Origin of the sequence: Rhodococcus sp. HNM0569 (assembly GCF_012726205.1) — a bacterium.
Taxonomy (GTDB): Bacteria; Actinomycetota; Actinomycetes; order Mycobacteriales; family Mycobacteriaceae; genus Rhodococcus_F.
The window spans coordinates 296096-314085 of record NZ_JAASAE010000004.1; the positions used below are offsets into that span (position 1 = coordinate 296096).

The following is a 17990-nucleotide window of genomic DNA, read 5'->3' on the forward strand; positions in this document are numbered from 1 at the left end:
CTGGGGTGACGGGTGCGTGTGCGCCCGCGGCCACAACCCGACACCCAGCCCCGACCTTCTGGAGACATCTCGATGACCGCTGTGCCCGGTTCCGACGTCAACACGGCCCCGCTCGCCGATCTCGATCCCGAGCTCGCTCTCGCGATGGCCGGCGAACTCGGCCGCCAGCGCGACACGCTCGAGATGATCGCGTCGGAGAACTTCGTTCCGCGCGCGGTGCTGCAGGCGCAGGGCAGCGTGCTCACCAACAAGTACGCCGAGGGCTACCCGGGGCGGCGCTACTACGGCGGCTGCGAGTACGTCGACGTCGTCGAGGACCTCGCACGGACCCGCGCCAAGGAGCTGTTCGGTGCCGAGTTCGCGAACGTGCAGCCGCACTCGGGCGCCCAGGCCAATGCGGCCGTCCTGATGGCGCTGATGAACCCGGGGGAGAAGCTCCTCGGCCTCGACCTCGCGCACGGCGGTCACCTCACGCACGGTATGAAGCTCAACTTCTCGGGCAAGCTCTACGACGTCGAGTCGTACGGGGTCAGCAAGGAAGACCACCGCATCGACATGGACGAGGTCCGCAAGATCGCGCTCGCGGGCAAGCCGAAGGTCATCGTCGCCGGGTGGTCGGCCTACCCGCGCCACGAGGACTTCGCGGCCTTCCGCTCGATCGCCGACGAAGTCGGCGCGTACCTGTGGGTCGACATGGCGCACTTCGCGGGGCTCGTCGCCGCGGGCCTGCACCCGTCGCCCGTGCCCTACGCCGACGTCGTGTCCACCACGGTCCACAAGACGCTCGGCGGGCCGCGTTCCGGTCTGATCCTGGCGAAGCAGGAGTGGGCCAAGAAGATCAACTCGGCGGTCTTCCCGGGCCAGCAGGGCGGCCCCCTCATGCACGTCATCGCCGCGAAGGCCGTCTCGCTCAAGATCGCGGGCACCGACGAGTTCAAGGGCCGCCAGCAGCGCACGCTGTCGGGTGCGAAGATCCTCGCCGAAAGGCTCACCGCGTCCGACGTCGCCGACCAGGGCGTCAGCGTCCTCACCGGTGGCACCGACGTGCACCTCGTGCTCGTCGACCTCCGCAACTCGCAGCTCGACGGCCAGCAGGCCGAGGATCTGCTGCACGAGGTCGGCATCACGGTCAACCGCAACGCCGTGCCCTTCGACCCGCGCCCGCCGATGGTCACGTCCGGCCTGCGGATCGGCACGGCGGCCCTCGCCTCCCGCGGCTTCGGCGATGCCCAGTTCACCGAGGTCGCCGACATCATCGCCACGGCACTCGCCGGCAAGGCGGACGTCGACGCGCTGCGCGGCCGGGTCTCGAAGCTCGCCGCCGACTTCCCGCTGTACGAGGGCCTCGAGGACTGGCGTCTGCTGTAAGCCGACCTGCACCTTTACCCAGAGTTCACCGACACACCCGTCGCCCCAGGGCGACGGGTGTGTCTTTTCGCAGTACCGTCACGATCAACAGGTAGCGCGGAAGCTATCTGTACGGGAGGTCCTGATCGTGCTCTGGAAATCAGCGCGAAGGGGCCGGCACCCGGCCCCTGTGCGGGATGCCGCACAAGGGACGGACCGGTCCAGCGATCCGAGTCTGCGTGGTGCCGCGCAGACCTAGGAGCTTCACGTGACTGATACTCGCTCCGTCCGTACGTACGTTCTCGACACGTCGGTCCTGCTGTCGGACCCGTGGGCCGTCACCAGATTCGCCGAGCACTCCGTCGTCCTTCCGCTCGTCGTGATCGGCGAGCTCGAGGACAAACGCAATCATCACGAGCTGGGATGGTTCGCGCGCGAAGCTCTCCGGATGCTCGACGACCTCCGCATCGAGCACGGCAGGCTCGACAATCCGGTCCCGATCGGTGCCGACGGCGGCGCCCTGCACGTCGAGCTCAATCACACCGATCCCACGGTGCTGCCGGTCGGCTTCCGCACCGACAGCAACGACTCCCGCATCCTCGCGTGCGCGCTCAACCTCGCCGCGGAGGGCCGCGACGTCGTCCTGGTCACGAAGGACACGCCGCTGCGGGTCAAGGCGGGCGCGGTGGGCCTGCCCGCCGACGAGTACCACGCGCAGGACGTCGTGCCGTCGGGGTGGACTGGAATGACCGAATTGTCGGTCGGGCCCGGCGACATCGACGACCTGTTCCGTGACGGCGCGGTCGACCTCGAAGACGCGCGTGAACTGCCGTGCAACACCGGTATCCGGCTGCTCGGCGGCACGTCGAGCGCGCTCGGCCGGGTCACTCCCGACAAGCGCGTGCAACTCGTGCGCGGCGAGCGCGAGGCATTCGGGCTGCACGGGCGCTCGGCCGAACAGCGCATCGCACTCGATCTGCTGCTCGACGAGAGCATCGGCATCGTCTCGCTCGGCGGCAAGGCGGGCACCGGCAAGTCGGCGCTCGCGCTCACCGCGGGTCTCGAAGCGGTGCTCGAGCGGCGCAGCCATCGCAAGGTCGTCGTCTTCCGGCCGCTGTACGCGGTCGGCGGCCAGGAGCTCGGGTACCTGCCGGGCAGCGAGAGCGAGAAGATGGGGCCGTGGGCCCAGGCCGTCTTCGACACGCTCGACGGTCTCGCAAGCCCCGAGGTCATGGACGAAGTGATCAGCCGCGGAATGCTGGAAGTACTGCCGCTCACACACATTCGTGGACGGTCGCTGCACGATTCGTTCGTCGTCGTCGACGAGGCACAGTCGCTCGAACGCAATGTGCTGCTCACCGTGCTCTCCCGACTCGGCAGCGGGTCGCGGGTCGTCCTCACCCACGACGTCGCGCAGCGCGACAACCTGCGAGTCGGCAGGCACGACGGCGTCGCCGCCGTGATCGAGAAGCTCAAGGGTCATCCGCTGTTCGCGCACATCACGCTCACCCGGAGCGAACGCTCGCCGATCGCGGAACTCGTCACCGAGATGCTCGAGGAGTTCGGCCCGGGAATCTGATTTGCGCCGGTTGCTCGCTCCGCCGGTCGGTAGCCCCGCCGGTCGGTCACAATGTCACATAGTGTGCGTTGGATGCACACTATGTGACATTGTGCCCCTGGGGGCCTGGGTGTTCAGGGGGTGTAGTTGGGGCTCAGGCGTTTTCGGCGTTCGCGGTGAGCAGCGTCCGGAGATCCTTTCGGCTGGTCTTGCCGACACCGGTCTCGGGGAACTCGTCGAGCACCGTCACCACGTCGGGCACCTTCCACGCTGCGAGGCCGCGTTCGCGCACGAACTTGCGGATCGTGCCGGTCCGAGGCGGGGCGGCCGGGTCGGCGGCGAGGACGAACGCGCACGTGCGATTGCCCAGGTAGGGATCCGGCACACCGACGACGACGGCGTCGCGCACCGCGGGGTGCGCGAGAAGTTGCTCCTCGACCTCCTCGGCCGACACCTTCTCGCCGCCGCGGTTGATGTGGTCGACCGCGCGGCCGCACACGATGATGTTGCCCGCGTCGTCGAATCGTACGACGTCGCCCGTGCGGTACCAGCCGTCCGCGGTGAACGAACGCGCGTTCGCGCCGGCATTGCGATAGTAACCGCGAATCGTGTAGGGGCCCTGCGTGATCAGATTCCCCTCGGCGCCTGCGGGCACGTCGTCGCCGTGATCGTCGACGACACGGACCTCGTCGAACGGCGACATCGGGCGGCCCTGCGTGGTGGTGACGATGCCCATCGGGTCGTCGAATCGCGTGTAGCACACGAGACCTTCGGCCATGCCGAACACCTGCTGTAGCCGCGCGCCGAGCGCGGGTTCGACGCGCGCGGCCAGCTCGTCGGGGCAGCGTGCACCGCCGACCAGAACGGTGACGAGCGAGGACACGTCGAAATCGGTGCCCTGTTCGGCAGTCTCGGTCCACAGCCGCGCGAGTGGTGGCACGAGGCCGGTCATCGTGACGCGCGCCTTCTCGATCATCGCGAAGGCGACGGACGGCGCGGGGGAGAGCGTCAGCGCGACCGTGCCGCCTGCGACGACCGCGCCGAGGATTCCGGGGGAGCTCATCGGGAAGTTGTGTGCGGCAGGCAGTGCGGCGAGGTAGACGGTGTCGGGCGTGACCTCGCAGATCTCGTTGCTGCGCACAACGCTGTACAGGTAGTCGTCGTGTGTGCGGGGGATGAGCTTGGGGACGCCGGTGCTGCCGCCGGACAGCTGGAGAAAGGCCACCGACGACGGCTCCGCGCGCGCGAATTCACGCGGGGCGCCGCGTAGGGAGCCGAAATCGACTGCTCCGTCGGGGATCCCACCGGCTGAATCGCTCAGGACGATCACCTGCATGTCGTGCTCGACGGCGCCCGCGACGTCGAGGGCGAGCGACGCGTGGTCGAACTTCTCGTGCTCGTCGACGGTGACGAGCGCAACGGCCGCCGAGGACTTCGCGAGCGCTGTCAGCTCGGCGGACCGGTGCGCCGGAAGGCAGAAGACGGGCAGCGCACCGAGCCGGAACAGCGCGAACACGGTCTGGATGTATTCGGCGCGGTTGGGCAGCTGGATCATGACTCGCTGACCGGGTGTCACGCCGAGATCGGCGAGGCCGGCCGCGAGCGCGTCCACCTTGCCGTCGAGATCGCGGTAGGTCCACTGCCTGTGCGCGTCGACGACGGCGGTGTGCTCGGGGCGGGCGGCGACGGTGTCGCGCAGCACGTCGTCGAAGGTGCGACCGGCCCAGAGTCCCTCGCGGCGGTATCGCTCGGCCAGCTCTGCGGGCCACGGCGTGAACGATGCTTCCGTGTCGGACATCTCGGGTTCGGTGGTCATCGACGACATGAGTCTCCTGGCGATCGACTGCGGGGCGCGGCCCGATGTTCGGCGGTTAAGGATAGCCTATGCTCATGATCATGGACGGAATCGACGGGAGGGTCACGGTCGTCACCGGTGCGGCAGGCGGCATGGGAGCGGCGATCGCGCAGCTGTTCGCGGACCGCGGCGCGGTGGTCGCGGCGTGGGACGCGGAGCCCCTGCGCAGCACACCGCCCGGCGGTCTCGCGCAACAGGTGGACGTCACCGACAAGGCCGCGGTGCGGGGAGCTTTCGACGACGCCGAACGCGCCCTCGGTCCCGTCCGGATCGTCGTGCACGCCGCGGGCGTCCTGCGCACCGGATCCGCGCTCGACGCCGCCGACGACTGGTCGGCCTGCATGAACGTCAACGCAACCGGCACCGTCACGGTCGCCTCGGAAGGCGCGAAACGCCTGATCGCGGCGGGTGGTGGTGCGCTCACGACGGTCAGCTCCAATGCGGCGGCGTCCCCACGGACGAACATGGCGGCGTACGGTGCGTCGAAGGCCGCGGCGACGGCATTCGTCCGCTCGCTCGGCCTAGAAGTCGCGAATCAGGGTGTGCGCTGCAACATCGTGTCGCCCGGTTCGACGGATACGCCCATGCTGCGTGGCATGTGGGATTCGTCCGATCAGTCGGATTCGGTCATCGCGGGCGATGCCGCGACGTACCGGCTCGGTATCCCGCTGCGCCGTCTCGCACTCGCCGAGGACGTCGCGCACGCCGCGCTGTACCTGAGTTCGGACGCCGCACGGCATGTCACATTGCACGACCTGCGTGTCGACGGCGGCGCCACGCTCGACATGTGACGGCACACCGACCGTCGACACGCGGTGTACGAACGGGATTCGCGACCCGAACCACGAGAGACAACCGAGACGAGGAGTCACTGTTGGCCATCCCATCGATCACCCCGTACCCGCTCCCCGGCGCGGACGACGTCCCCGCCGCACGGGTGGACTGGTCGCTCGACGCGGGCCGCTGCGCGCTGCTGATCCACGACATGCAGAACTACTTCGTCGACGCCTACACGCGTGGCGAGGAACCGATCGACCCCGCCGTCGCGAACATCGAGCGCATCCGCGCCGCGTGCGCCGCGGCGGAGGTCCCGGTGATCTACACGATGCAACCAGGCGACCAGCATCCTTCGCGCCGTGGCATTCTCGCCGATTTCTGGGGCGTGGGCCTCGAGACGGGGCGCGCCACGGAGGTGATCGCCGAGCTGGCTCCGACTGCGTCGGACATCCAGGTGACCAAGTGGCGGTACTCGGCATTCCAGCGCACCGATCTCCGGCAGTTGCTCGGGCACTTCGGCCGTGACCAGCTGATCGTGACCGGCATCTATGCACACATGGGGTGCATGCTCAGTGCGGCAGACGGATTCATGAACGACGTCGCGCCGTTCATGGTGGCCGACGCGACCGCCGACTTCACGCGCGACGAGCACCTCATGGCGCTCGACTACGTGGGCAAGCGGTGCGGCGTGGTCGCGACGACCGACACGATCGTCGCCGACCTCGCGGCCACCGCGCAGCCGGCCCTGACACAACACTCGGCAGCGGGCGCGTGATCCGGTAACGGGTCAGTCGGCCGTCCGCGGAACCCGTGTGCGCCGTCGGACGTCGAGGCTCTCGCGCGCCTCCTCGCGCATCGCGAGGAGGCGCCCGAGTGGCCGTTGCGTGTCCGGCGAGCGCCAGTAGCCGGACGCGTCGAGCATGGGCTTGCCGATCCCGAGAGTTTTGGCCACCGAACGGAGTTCGCGCACGACGCCCGTCTCGCCCGCGATCCACATCCACGCTTGCCCGGTATCGGGCGCGATCGAGCGGGCGGCGTCGGCGAGGACACGCGCGTCGGGCACCCCGGCCTGGCGGTGCACCCATGTGACGCCGGGCAGGTCTCGCTGCTCCTCGTCGGCGCTCTCGACGAGGACCGCGGCGTGCACGGGTACACCGGGCGCGGACTCCACGAAGCGTGCGATCGCGGGAAGCGCCGTGTCGTCGCCCGCGAGCAGCCACCAGTCGACACCAGTCGGCGGCACGGTGGAGATCTTCGGGCCCGCGAGGTGCAGGACGTCGCCGGGCCGGGCCGCGCGCGCCCAGTTGCCCGCGACGCCGTGCCCGTGCAGCACGAAGTCGAGGTCGAGTTCGCCCGCGTCCGCGTCGAATCGGCGCACCGTGTACGTGCGGGCGAGGGGGGCCGGCTTCTTCGGCCAGTGCAGATGGCCGTCGTGCTGCTCGGGGAGCACCGGGTCGTGGCCGGGCTCGGCGAGGAAGAGTTTGACGTAGTCGTCGCACCCCGCCGTGGTGAACGCGGGCAGCGTCCTGCCGCCCGACTCGAAGCTGCCGAGTTGGTCGCCGGCGACCGTGATGCGCCGCATGCGGGGCGTGACGTCGTGGGTGCGCATCACGTCGAGCTTGCGCAACACGATGGGGAGCTCCATGCGGCGCGAGGGTGTGGTCACCGGCATCGGCGTGTCCTTTCGTTGGAATCGAGTGTCGGGCGACCGGGCACTCGTCGGCGCCGAACGACGGGCAGCCTACCTGCTATTGTGAGCGAGCCTTAGGTAAGGCTCACTAAAGCTGGTCGCGTGGAGGATGTCGTGAGTGAGAACCGGCGATCGGCACTGACCGGCGCGCAGTCCGGCATGTGGTTCGCGCAGCGCCTCGACCCGTCGAATCCCACCTTCGTCACGCTGGAGTATCTCGACGTCCGTGGCGCGTTCGACGCCGGGACATGGTCCGATGCCCTGGGCCGCGCCGTTCGCGAGTCCGGCACCCTCACGTCCAGGGTCGCCGAGGACGAGTGCGGGCCCGCGGTCGAGGCGCACGCGTGGCCCGTCCGCGACGTCGACGTGATCGACCTGTCGTCGGCACCCGATCCCGCCGCAGCGGCCGACGACCGTATCCGGACGCGCACCCGAACGCCGCTCGATCCGTCGCGCGAGCCCGGGTTCGGTTGCGAGGTACTTGCTCTCGGACGCGATCGGCACCGCATCGTGATGTGGGGACATCACGTCCTGATCGACGTCTACGGGTACTCGTTGCTCGTGCGGCGCGCCGCCGCGCTCTACACCGCGGCCCGAAGCGGCGCCGACGCGCCGCGGGCACGGTTCGGGAAATTCGAGGACGTCGTCGCCCACGACGCCGCGTACCGCGCGAGCGACGACCGCGACCAGGACGCCGCCTTCTGGTCCCGTGCACTCTCGGGCGCCGCCGACGCGCGCACGTTGTCGACCGCGGGCCCCGTCGACGCGTCGCGCACCGCGCGTACGGTGCGCACCGCGACGGTCTCGGTGGCAGGGGCGGCGCGCGGCGGTGCAGGCGGCTGGGTCGACACGGTGATCGCCGCGACGGCCGCGTACGTCGCGCGTCGCACCGGCGCGGGCGACATCGTGCTGGGCTTTCCCACGATGAACCGGTTCGGCACCCCCGCGGGGTCGGTGGTCACGACCGCGGTCAACGTCGTCCCGCTGCGTGTGCCGGTCATGCTGTCGCACACGCTGACCGAGATTGCCGAGGCGGTGCACGCGGCACGCCGGAGCCTCGAGGCCCACACGCGCTATCGCGGCGAGGACATCCACCGCGACCTGCACGTCCCTGCCGGGCATCCCGGCATCGTCGGACCCACCGTCAACGTCAAACCGTTCGGCGACTCCGTGTCGTTGCCCGACTGCGAGACGACCGTGCACTCGGTCGCCCGTGGACCGGTGCGCGATCTCGCGTTCGTGCTCCGCCGCACCACCGGCGACGACCTCGAGATCGTCGTGGACGCCGACGCCGACCGCTACAGCGACGCCGAAACACTCCGCCACGCACACGAGCTCGCGCGCATGGTCGAGTTCGCTGCCGGCCCCGCGGGGCAGCCGGGTCCGCCGGTGCCGATCGCGCACGCCGAGCTGACGGATCGCGCCGCATTCGTGCAGTGGGTCGTCGGTGCGGGGACGCCCGAGCCCGCACCGGACGTGCTCGTGCTGTTCGACCGGTGCGTCGCGGCGCACCCGGACGCGGAGGCGCTCGTGTGCGGCGGCGAACGGCTCACGTACGCCGATCTCGCGCGACGCGTCGGTCGACTCGCGGAGGTCCTCGCGTCGCGTGGGGTGGGCGCCGGTGACCTCGTGGCACTCGCCCTTCCGCGCAGCGCGGACACCGTCGCCGCCCTGCTCGCGGTGCTCCGGACCGGCGCCGGGTACGTGCCGCTCGACCCCGGTTTCCCGCCTGCGCGTCTCGAGTTCATGCTCGCCGATGCGTCGCCGCGAGTACTGCTGGCGGCGAGCGGATTCGCCGACACGGTCGTGATTCCCGGCGGGACCCAGTTCGTCGACCTCGCAACGATCGGCGAGCCCGCGCCCGTCACCTCGGCCGCCGACGCACCGCTGCCCGGGCAGTGTGCGTACCTGATCTACACGTCCGGTTCGACGGGCAGGCCCAAGGGCGTCGTGCTGTCGCGTCGTGCGCTCGCGCGATTCGCCGCGGCCGCACCGGAACTCGTCGATCTGGGCACCCGCACTCGGATGCTGGCGGTCACCACACTGTCGTTCGACATCGCGGTGCTCGAACTCCTCGTTCCGCTCACGCGCGGCGCGTGCGTCGTGCTCGCGCGCGACGACGACGCCCGCGATCCCGCCGTGCTCGCGCGGCTGATCCGCGACGAACACGTCACGTGCATGCAGGCGACGCCGTCGCTGTGGAGCGCGGTGCTCGAGCCCGGCGCAGGCGACGCCGACCTCTCCGGTGTCGATGTCGTCGTGGGCGGCGAGGCGTTGCCGACGTCGCTCGCGCGCGAACTCGCGACGAGGGCGCGGTCGGTCGTCGACATGTACGGACCGACCGAGGCGACGGTGTGGTGCACGAGCACTCCGGTCCGCGCAGGGGAGTGGAACGGCTCGATCGGCAGGCCGTATCCGGGCACCGGCGTGCGCGTACTCGACGACGCGCTGCGACCCACGCCGCCGGGCGTGACCGGCGAGCTGTACGTGACGGGCGAGCAGCTCGCGCAGGGTTATCGCGGCCGGGTCGATCTCACCGCGACCCGCTTCGTCGCCGATCCGTTCGGCGACGGCCGTATGTACCGCACGGGCGATCTCGTCCGGTGGAACGACGACGGTGCGCTGCACTATCTCGGTCGCGCCGACGACCAGGTCAAGGTGCGTGGCCACCGCGTCGAACTGGGCGACGTGGAGAGCGCGGCCTGCGCATTCGATACCGTCGCGCACGCGGTCGTGACCGTACGACGGGACGCGACCGGTACCGGCAGGCTCGTCGGATACGTCGTGCCCCGCGAGGGTGATTCGGTCGATCCCGCGGCGCTCACCGCGCACCTGCGTGCCACAGTGCCCGCGTACATGGTGCCGTCCGCGATCGTCCCGCTCGAGACGTTCCCGCTCACCCCGAACCTCAAGGTCGACCGGAAGGCGCTGCCCGAACCCGATTTCGCCGCCGAAGGGCTCGCACCCGTCGGGCCGGTGCAGACAGCGCTTGCCGATCTCGTTGCGGACGTGCTCGGCCTGCCCTCGGTGGGCGCCGACGTCGACTTCTTCGCGCTCGGCGGCACATCGCTGTCCGCGACGCGCCTCATCGGCCGGATCGCGCGCGAGTTCGCGGTCGCGGTCACGTTGCGGGAGGTGTTCGACGCGCCTACCGTCGCGGGTCTGGCCGAGGTGGTCGCCTGCGCGCCGCCCGCCCTTCCGCCGATCGAACCGGCCGCCCGATCCGATGCCGCGGTGGTGTCGTTCGCGCAGCAGCGGATCTGGCTGCAGGATCGGCTCTCGCCGGGTTCGGCAGCGTTCAACATCCCCCTCGTCGTCGCGCTCACCGGCGAGGTCGACGCGCGCCGCCTCGCCGGCGCGGTCGATCGGGTATTCGCGCGGCACGACGTGCTGCGCTCGGTGACGGTCGAGCACGACGGGCTGCCGGCGGCGCAGCGCCGTGCCGACGGCCCGTCCACCCGGATCGTCCCGGTGGACGATGTGGACCGCGCCCGGCTGCTCGACGACGAAATCCGTCGCCCGTTCGACCTGGCCTCCGAACCACCCGTACGCGCAACGGTGTTCGTGTCTTCGCCGGCCCGCGCGACGCTCGTGGTCGTCTTCCACCATGTCGCCGCGGACGAATGGTCCGCAGGTCTGTTCCTCGACGATCTGCAGGCGGTGTGGCGCGGCGACGCACTGCCTGCGCTACCCGTGCAGTACGCGGACTTTGCGGCCTGGCAGCGGCGGATCGCCGCCGCTCCCGAATTCGGGACGCTGCGCACCCGTCTGCTCGGCCACTGGCGTCACGTACTCGACGGCGCGCCCGACGAACTCGCGCTGCCGTACGACCGGGTGCGCCCGCCTTCGCCGTCGCACACGGGCGGCGAAGTCGTTCTCGACCTCGCCGCGCCGTACGTACGCACGGTCGCCGAGCAGGCAGGTGTCGGCGCACCCGCGGTCGCGTCCGCGGCCGTCGCGGTTCTGCTCTCGCGACTCGGCGCCGGACGCGATGTCGTGCTCGGCGCCCCCGTGGCGCGCCGCGGGCGCAGCGGCCTCGAGCACCTGATCGGGCTCTTCGTCGACGTGCTGCCGCTGCGATTCGACCTGCCGCGCGACGCGACACTGCGTGACGCGGTCGAGCAGGCGGGCACCGCGACACTCGATGCCGAGGCACACGCGGACGTGCAACTCGAAGACATCGCCGCCGCGGTCGGTGCAACACACTCCTCGGCGCGGCACCCGCTGTTCCAGACGATGGTGCAGTACCGGGCCGCGTTCGACGAGTTCGCTCTGGGAGCGACCCGTGCGAGTGCCGAGTTCGTCGGTACGGGCACCGCGAAACTGGACCTCACGTTCGAGTTCGTCGAACAGGCGGACGGCAGCATGTGCGTGCGCATCGAGTATGCACACGACGTGTTCGGCGCCGAGACCGCGGAGGATCTCGCCGAACGACTGCACACGGTGCTGGCGGCGCTCGCCGAGAGCCCGCAGCGGCCGGTCGCCGACCTCGATGTACGCACCCGCCGCGAACGAGCCCGCGCGCAGTCGGGTGCGGCCGCGCACACTCCGCTCCTGCCGACCCTGCTGTCGGATGCCTACGCGCGCAATGCCGACCGCACCGCACTCGTCTGCGGGGACACCACACTCACCTATCGCGATCTGCGCGAGTGGGCGGACCGCGTCGCCGCCGCGCTGCATGCCGACGGCATCGGACCGGGCTCGGTCGTCGCGCTGTCGGTGCCGCGCGGCGTCGAGTTCGTCGTCGCACTCTGCGGCGTCCTGACGGCAGGCGCCGCGGTACTGCCGATCGATCTCGACTACCCGCAGGCCCGCATCGACGCGATGCTGTCGGACGCACGCCCGGACGCCGCGCTCGACCGGGGCGACGTGCGCGCCGTGCGCTCGGCGTCGGCGCCGCAGTCGGTTCCGGTGCGAGACCTGCGTCCCGACGACGCCGCGTACGTCCTGTACACGTCCGGATCGACCGGCACGCCGAAGGGAGTCGTCGGCACGGCCGCTGCGCTCGCCGAGCGAGTCGCCTGGCAGCGGGACGTCCTGCCGGTTCCGGCCGAGGGCGACGTGCGGCTGGTCAAGAGTTCGGTCGCGTTCGTCGACGGCACCACCGAGGTGCTCGCGGGTCTCGTCGCGGGTGCGCGACTCGTACTGAGCGAGCCGCACCAGGCCCGCGACGTCGACGCGCTCGCCGACCTGATCGTCACCCACCGGGTACGGGTGCTCACCGCGGTCCCCAGTCTCGCCGCGACGCTCGCCGACGTGCGGCCCGATGCGGCACGGCTCGTCCGCACGTGGTTCCTCAGCGGCGAGCCGCTCGACGCCGCCACCGTCGCCGCACTGGGGGCCACCGGCGCAGCCGTGCTCAACTCGTACGGGTCGTCGGAGGTGGCGGGTGACGTCGCCGTGTGGACGGCCGACGGCGGCCCACGCGTGCTCGTCGGCGATGCGGTCCCCGGCACGACGCTGCACGTGCTCGACGACACTCTCGCCCCCGTCCCGGACGGTGTCGTCGGCGATCTGTACGTCGACGGCGTGCAGGTCGCCCGCGGATACCGCGGTCTCTCCGCCCAGACGGCCGCCCGGTTCGTGGCCGCACCCGGCGGAGCACGGCTGTTCCGCACCGGCGACCTCGTGCGCCGCACGCGTTCGGGCGCACTGCAGTTCGTGGGCCGCGCCGACACCCAGCTGAGTGTGCGCGGCTTCCGCATCGAACCCGGCGAGATCGAGGCGGCGCTCCTTGCCGTCAACGGCGTCGACGCCGCCGCCGTGGACGTCAGGCCCTCGTCCGCGGGCGACGACATGCTCGTCGCGTATGTCGCCGGGTCGTCGGTGCCCGACGACGACGTTCTGCGAGACCGGCTGCGAACGACGCTGCCGGACTACATGGTCCCCGTGTCCTTCGTAATGTTGCCCGAGCTCCCGACGCTGCCCAACGGCAAGCTCGACCGGCGCGCGCTGCCCGAACCGTCGCGCGGGGTCTCGCGGGTGCCGCACGGCGTTGAGATCGTCTACTGCGACCTCCTCGCCGACCTGCTCGGCGTCGCGTCGGTGGGGCCGGACGAGGACTTCTTCGCGCTGGGCGGAAACTCACTGCTCGCTGCACGTCTCGGCGCCACCGTGCGGGACCGGCTCGGCGTCGAGCTCACGATGCGCGACGTGTTCGACGCCCGCACCGCGGCCGGATTCGCGCGCGTCGCATCGCATGCACCCGCACGGCCGCCGCTGCGCCGCGGGCACTCGCCGGAGCCGACCGGCGCCGCCCTGTCGCCCGCACAGCGCCGGCTGTGGTTCCAGTTCCAACTCGAGGGCCCGAGTCCGACGTACACGATCGCCTTCGCGCTGCGACTGGACGGCGACCTCGACCTCGACGCGCTGCGTGGCGCCCTCGGCGACGTGGCAGCGCGTCACGAGACCCTGCGCACGACCTTCGCGCCGGGTGAGGACGGTCTCGGCGTGGCGTACGTACACGAGAGTGACGCGCAGGCCGTCCCGTTCGACCAAGTCGACGTGGCGGGTGCTGCCGACGTGGTGGGTGCTGCCGACGCCGAACTGCGCGCCCGCGCGAGACACGCCTTCGACCTCGAACACGAATGGCCGCTGCGTGCGGTACTGGTCCGCGCGGCCGGACGTGAGCATCACCTGCTCGTGCTGGTACACCACATCGCGGCCGACGAGCGGTCGGCACACCCGCTGATGTCGTTCGTCGCGCACGCCTACACAGCGCGCGTGCGGGGCACCGTGCTCGACGTCCCACCGCTGCCCGTGCAGTACCGAGACTTCACCCGGTGGCAGCGTGAATTGCTCGGCGACCCCGCCGAGGCCGGCGCGCTGGTCGCGTCGCAGGCCGAGTACTGGCGCGCACGCCTGGACGGGGTGCCCGACGAGATCGCATTGCCGCGCGACCGGCCGCGGCCCGCCGAGAGCTCGTATCACGGTGACGCCGTGCACTTCACGCTCGACCGTGATGTCCACGCCCGGTTGGCCGTATCGGCTGCCGACGCGGGCGTGTCGATGTTCATGCTCGTGCACGCGGCGGTCGCGGTGCTGCTCGCACGCATGGGGGCGGGCGAGGACGTCGTCGTCGGGACGCCCGTCGCGGGGCGCCCGGACCCGGCGCTCGACGAACTCGTCGGCTTCTTCGTCAACACCGTCGTCCTGCGCACCGATCTGGCCGGCGACCCGACACTGCGCGACGTGCTCGCGCGCGTGCGCTCCGCCGATCTCGACGGATTCGCGCATCAGGATCTCCCGTTCGAGCAACTCGTCGACGTCGTCGCGCCCGAGCGGTCGCTGTCGCGGCATCCGATCTTCCAGGTGCTCGTGCAGTACCGAGATCCGATCGTCCCGATCGAGATGGCCGGTCTCACTGCGACACCCGAGTTCGTCGAGACCGGGACCGCGAAGTTCGACCTCACGTTCGAGCTTGCCGATGCGGGTGACGCCGGAATCCGCGGGCGGATCGAGTACGCCACCGACCTGTTCGACCGCGCGAGCGCGCAGCGTGTCGCCGACCGGCTCGTCTCGGTGCTCGACGCCATCGCGCGGGACGTCGACGTCCCGCTCTCGCGCATCGCGGCCGTACCGGAGGCCGAACTCGACGCGCTTCGTGCCGCCGAGAACGGCTGTGAGGCACTGCTTCCCACGGAGGGGCTGGGAGAGCTGTTCGCGCGTCAGGCCGCGCAGACCCCGGATGCTCTCGCGCTCGTGGTCGACGAGACCGGCGACGAGTGGACCTACCGCACGCTCGACGCGGCCGTGGACCGGCTCGCGGCCGCGCTTCGCACGGCGTCGGCTGGTGCCGTCGGCCCCGACGCGGTGGTCGCGGTTGCCGTGCCGCGCAGCGCGGCTCTCGTCGTGACGCTGCTCGCGGTGCACCGCGTCGGCGCCGCGTACCTTCCGCTCGATCCGTCGTACCCCGCCGAGCGCCTCGCGTTCATGACCGCAGATGCGAACCCGGCGCTCGTCGTGACGGCCGTGGGTGCCGCCGCGACGGGACACGCCGCGCCGGTGCTCGAGGTGGACGAGTCAGGGGCCCCCGCGGCGGACGGCCGCGACCGGGCCCGCACCCCCGCCGCGGGCGACGCCGCTGCTTACGTGCTCTACACGTCGGGATCCACCGGCACGCCCAAGGGAGTCGTCGTCGGGCAGCGGGCGATCGCCAATCGCCTCGCCTGGATGCAGCAGCGCTACGCACTCACCGCCGTCGACCGCGTGCTGCAGAAGACGCCCAGCGGATTCGACGTGTCGGTGTGGGAGTTCTTCTGGCCCCTCGTGACCGGCGCGACGCTCGTGCTCGCGACACCCGACGGCCACCGCGACCCCGCGTACCTGATCGACGTCGTCCGCAGACGCGGCGTCACGACCGCGCACTTCGTGCCGTCGATGCTCGGTGCCTTCCTGACCGAACTGGCCCAGGCCCCCGGGCCTGCCCCCGAACGCGCGGAAGACGACACCGCGCTGCCGGTGCGACGCCTGCTGTGCAGTGGCGAAGCGCTGCGCCCCGAACACCGCGCGAGTGTCGACGCACTCGCGCGGCGCGGGCTGCTGTCGGCCGAGCTGCACAACCTGTACGGACCGACGGAGGCCGCGGTCGACGTCACCGCCACCGAGATCGACCCGGCGGGTGTCGGTCCCGTGCCGATCGGCACACCGATCACGAACACCCGCACCTACGTGCTCGACGCGCGACTCGCACGCGTCCCGGTCGGCGTCGCGGGCGAGCTCTACCTCGGTGGTGTCCAGCTCGCGCGGGGTTATTCCGGCAGGCCCGGACTCACCTCGGAACGCTTCGTCGCGGATCCGAACAGTCGCGGCGAACGGCTCTACCGCACCGGCGACATCGTCCGCTGGATCGCCTCGAGTGACGGCACACCCACGCTCGACTATCTCGGGCGTGCGGACGGACAGGTCAAACTTCGTGGCCTGCGAGTCGAACTCGGCGAAATCGAAGCAACCCTTGCCGCACATCCCACCGTCGCCCACGCGGTCGCGCTCGTGCGCGACGGGCACGTGCATGCTTACGTCGTGCCCCGGCCGGGCGTCGTGATCGACACCGATGCCGTACTCGAGACTGCCTCGAAGACTCTGCCGGCCTACATGATTCCGTCGACGACGACGGTGCTGGACACGCTGCCGCTCACCGCGAACGGCAAGCTCGATCGCGCAGCTCTCCCGGTCGTCGACGCGGCGCACGGCAGGACGCGGCCCGACACGCCCGAGGAACAGACGCTGTGCGCTCTCGTCGCGGACGTGCTGCGTCTCCCGGTCGGCGAGGTCGGCCCGGACGACGACTTCTTCATGCTCGGTGGCGACAGCATCACGTCGATGACGCTCGTCAACACCGCACGGCGCGCGGGCATCTCGTTCGCGGCGCGCGACGTCTTCTCGGCGCGCACGCCTGCAGGGCTCGTGGCGGTCGCCGAGTTCCCCGGCGAATCCTCGGCGCCCGCCGGTCAGGCCCCGCAATCCGGGCCGCGCGATGCCGACGAGCCCGGACCGTTCGCGCTCACGCCCGCACTGCACAGGCTGCGCGAGGTGCCCGGGGCGACCGCGGCCGGTCGATTCTGCGTCGCGCCGACCGACGGGATCGACGACGACACCCTCGCCGCCGCATTGCGCGAGCTCGTCGTCGCGCACGACGCGCTGCGCACCAGGCTCGACGTCGGCGCGCACGGCGTGTGGGCGCTGCGGACCCTCCCGCACCTCGAGGTCGCCGAACCGGCAGTGCTGACCGATGCCGACCCGGCGTCGGCCCTCGATGCCCACGCGGGCCGGATGATCGCGGCCCGCCGCACCGACGCTGCGCTGGAGGTCGCCGTGCACGCGGCGGCCGCCGACGCCGCGTCACTCGAGATCTTGCGTGCGCAACTCGAGGTGCTGCTCGCGGCGCCGCGCGGGACCGCGGCGGCGCGACCGGCCGTGACCGGAGCGGGCTTCGCGGCGCGCCTGGCTGCGGACGCACAGGACCCGGCGCTGCTCATGCGGCTCGCCGAGCTTGCACCCGTTCTCGCGTCCGGTGGCGGTCTCGGTGGAGACCCGACAGATCGGCGGGCCGAATACGTATGCGATCCGGTCACTCTCGACCCGGGGGCTGCTGCCGCCGTTCCCGAGCCACTCGTGGTTGCGGCGGTCACGGTGGTCCTGACGCGGTGGACCGCGGCGGCGGGCGCGACGTCAACGGTCGTCGCGGTCGGCCGCGACGCGCGTCCGGCGGTCCACGCAGGTGCGCCGAATCCGGTACCCGCCGCACCGCCGGCTGTCGCGAAGACCCCCGACCCGGCGGGGGTGGTCGGCCCGTTCGACGTCGTGGTTCCCGTGCGCGTCGAACTCGGTGCGGATCCCGGCGAGGTCGCTGCGCACACCGAGCAGGCCCTCGCCGCCGATGCCGGCGCCGCCTATTCCTTCCTGCGCTATCTCAACGCGCAGGCCGCGCCCGCATTCGCGGCGCTCGCGACACCCGAAGTCGCCGTGACCTGCGCGCGAGGCGTCGTGAGCGTCGACACGGGTGCGCCGATCGACCTCGCGGTGCGGGTCGAGACGGCGCCGGGCGGAGCGAGCGTGCTGCACACGCGCCTGCGGATCGACGTGGGCCGGTGGGGCGAGGAGGCGGCCCACGCACTCGTGCAGGCGTGGCCCGACGCGGTGACCACCGCGGGCGCGGCAGCGGGGGAGGTGCGTGTGCGGGCGACCGCGCGCTGAACCCGGACAGTCTTTGGGTACCCTAACTACTGATCAAGTCACGGCCGCAGAATGCGGCCACGAACGGC

Annotated in this window: 7 protein-coding genes; 5 read left to right on the plus strand and 2 right to left on the minus strand. The window is 71.3% G+C overall.

Translation table 11 applies throughout. The features are described from left to right. Positions 1 to 72: 72 nt before the first annotated feature. Positions 73 to 1368, plus strand: a complete 1296-nt coding sequence (gene glyA / locus HCA44_RS08370; protein ID WP_169648065.1) for a serine hydroxymethyltransferase — start codon at positions 73 to 75, stop codon at positions 1366 to 1368. 247 nt (positions 1369 to 1615) lie between these two features. Next, positions 1616 to 2926 (plus strand): PhoH family protein, encoded by a 1311-nt coding sequence (locus tag HCA44_RS08375; protein WP_169648066.1) that lies wholly within the window; start codon positions 1616 to 1618, stop codon positions 2924 to 2926. Between the two features lie 133 nt (positions 2927 to 3059). On the opposite strand, the gene HCA44_RS08380 is transcribed toward HCA44_RS08375, so the two are convergent. After that, on the minus strand, positions 3060 to 4721 hold the full coding sequence (locus tag HCA44_RS08380) for an AMP-binding protein (RefSeq protein ID WP_240945370.1): 1662 nt from the start codon (positions 4719 to 4721) through the stop codon (positions 3060 to 3062). A gap of 68 nt (positions 4722 to 4789) precedes the next feature. Between HCA44_RS08380 and HCA44_RS08385 the strand changes: the two genes are divergently transcribed. Then, positions 4790 to 5551, plus strand: a complete 762-nt coding sequence (locus tag HCA44_RS08385; protein WP_206037862.1) for an SDR family oxidoreductase — start codon at positions 4790 to 4792, stop codon at positions 5549 to 5551. Between the two features lie 83 nt (positions 5552 to 5634). After that, positions 5635 to 6312 carry an isochorismatase family protein gene (locus HCA44_RS08390; RefSeq protein WP_169648068.1) on the plus strand — a complete coding sequence of 226 codons (678 nt, stop codon included), beginning with the start codon at positions 5635 to 5637 and terminating at the stop codon, positions 6310 to 6312. Positions 6313 to 6324: 12 nt separating this feature from the next. On the opposite strand, the gene HCA44_RS08395 is transcribed toward HCA44_RS08390, so the two are convergent. Continuing rightward, on the minus strand, positions 6325 to 7182 hold the full coding sequence (locus HCA44_RS08395; RefSeq protein WP_240945371.1) for a siderophore-interacting protein: 858 nt from the start codon (positions 7180 to 7182) through the stop codon (positions 6325 to 6327). Positions 7183 to 7341: 159 nt separating this feature from the next. Between HCA44_RS08395 and HCA44_RS08400 the strand changes: the two genes are divergently transcribed. Further along, a complete protein-coding gene (locus HCA44_RS08400) occupies positions 7342 to 17922 on the plus strand; it encodes a non-ribosomal peptide synthetase (RefSeq protein WP_169648070.1) in 10581 nt (3526 codons plus the stop codon). Positions 17923 to 17990 lie beyond the last annotated feature (68 nt).